This window comes from Bacillus sp. P4_D3 (assembly GCF_056401855.1).
This window is the reverse complement of sequence record NZ_JBFUIN010000647.1, coordinates 1-1760: the sequence shown is the minus strand read 5'-3', so window position 1 is coordinate 1760 and position 1760 is coordinate 1. Positions and strand designations below refer to the sequence as shown.

General features: G+C 34.1%; 1 protein-coding gene. It reads right to left on the bottom strand.

Going from position 1 to position 1760, the window contains the following annotated elements; genetic code table 11:
- Nucleotides 1-196 precede the first annotated feature (196 nt).
- Nucleotides 197-1576, bottom strand: coding sequence for a catalase (locus tag AC1DTM_RS25170; protein ID WP_477001158.1), 1380 nt, complete (start codon nucleotides 1574-1576; stop codon nucleotides 197-199).
- Nucleotides 1577-1760: the final 184 nt, after the last annotated feature.

Here is a 1760-nt window from a genome sequence, read left to right as displayed (position 1 = left end):
GGCTACTTATTGCATTTTTTAGCTAAGTAAAGTAGTTAATGTTAAACATTAAACTACTTCAATATACCCCTGTTCTAATTATAGAACAGGGGTATATTGGCTTTATATTTTTAAATTAAATAACCTCATTGGATTTTGACAAGAAAATAATTAATATAGATTTGAATTCTCATTCGTAAAGCATGTTTTAATCTTCTTAATGCTCTTTCATTTTTGTCTCAATGCTTGTTTTCAAATCAGTTGATACTTGATCGAAATACCCCAAAACTATCTTCCTAATATCATTGGATATAACTTTCAAATCATTAGCTAAATTTTCAGCAAGATGTTCTTTTTCAATGTGTGATAAATTCGCATAAAATTCACCAGCCTGCCCAAAATCATCTTGCTTAGTTATAGAAGTTCTTTCGAGTTTTCCTTCAACGTATCTTCCGTCACCGCTTGTAATTTGATTAGCGGGTGTCCAATCTTGCTGTTGGTTAACTGGTAATTTACGAAATTCGGGTCCAATTCTTCTTCTTTGAGAATCACTATAAATGTTAGCACGACCTTGCAGCATTTTATCATCTGATAGTTCTGCACCGTCTAGTAAATTAGAAGGGGAGAAGGAGACTTTTTCTACTTGTTCCATATAATTTTCAGGATTTTTATTTAATACCATTTTGCCTACGGGCATAAGAGGATACTCCTTTTCATCCCATACTTTTGTATCATCTAAAGGGTCATAAGAAAGATGTGCTTCATCTTTTGGATCCATGAGCTGGACATATAAACCATATTCCACTGGTTTACCAGCCTCAATTGCATCGTATAAATCTTTTCCACTATAATCAGGATTTTCGGCAGCTAGTTTATTTGCTTCCTCACTAGTAATGGATTGTACACCTTCAAATGGATACCAATGATACTTTACGTACTTTCGATAACCTTGAGCATTTCTCCAAACATATGTATTTACACTATGTCCTGGGATGTGGCGAAGACTTTTTGCCGTACCAGCATCAGAGTATAAACGGACAACAAAATGAATGGATTCGGGTGCTCTAGCGACAAAACTCCAAAATCTATTAGGATCTAGTAAGTTATTTTTAGGTGAAGGCAATAACGCGTTAATAGTTTCAGGGAAACGCATCGGATCACGAACAGAAAAGACAGGAAGGTGATTACATAAAAGATCAAATACGCCTTCTTTAGTATAAAATTTTGTAGCAAAACCGCGTACATTTCTAGAAGTATCAGGTGTTCCTTTCGTACTAACAGCTAATGAAAATCGCACCATAACAGGAATTTTCTCATTTGAATTTTGTAAAAAGCTAAGTTTTGTATGTTCAGCCATCGGATATATCGTTTGGAAATAACCAAATGCACCAAATCCTTTTACATGAACAGGTCTTTCTAAAATCTTTTCATGAATAAATTCTTGTAACGCCTCGTGCAGTACATTATCTTGCTTTAAAATAGGTCCACGTGAACCAACTGTTTGAGAGTGAAGTTTAGCTGGTTCATTAAGTTCTCGATTGCTATTTAAGTCTTCTCCTAATAAAGATTGCCTCTGTTTATCATGTTTTTCATTCATCGATATAGCCTCCAAAATTTTTTCGTTGGTTGTTACTAAATATGATTCTTTAGCCTTGATTATGTATTACATACGAAGTTCAAATTAGTAACATACCGCTAGATGAAAAAAAGGCACATACAGTGGACCTGTTGAAATAGAAGAAATTATGGAAAAATGAATATCGGGAAGAGAAATAACACGT

Bases quoted from the DNA above. Each gene is read 5' to 3' on its own strand.
- AC1DTM_RS25170 (WP_477001158.1), bottom strand. From the start codon at position 1,576: ATGAATGAAAAACATGATAAACAGAGGCAATCTTTATTAGGAGAAGAC.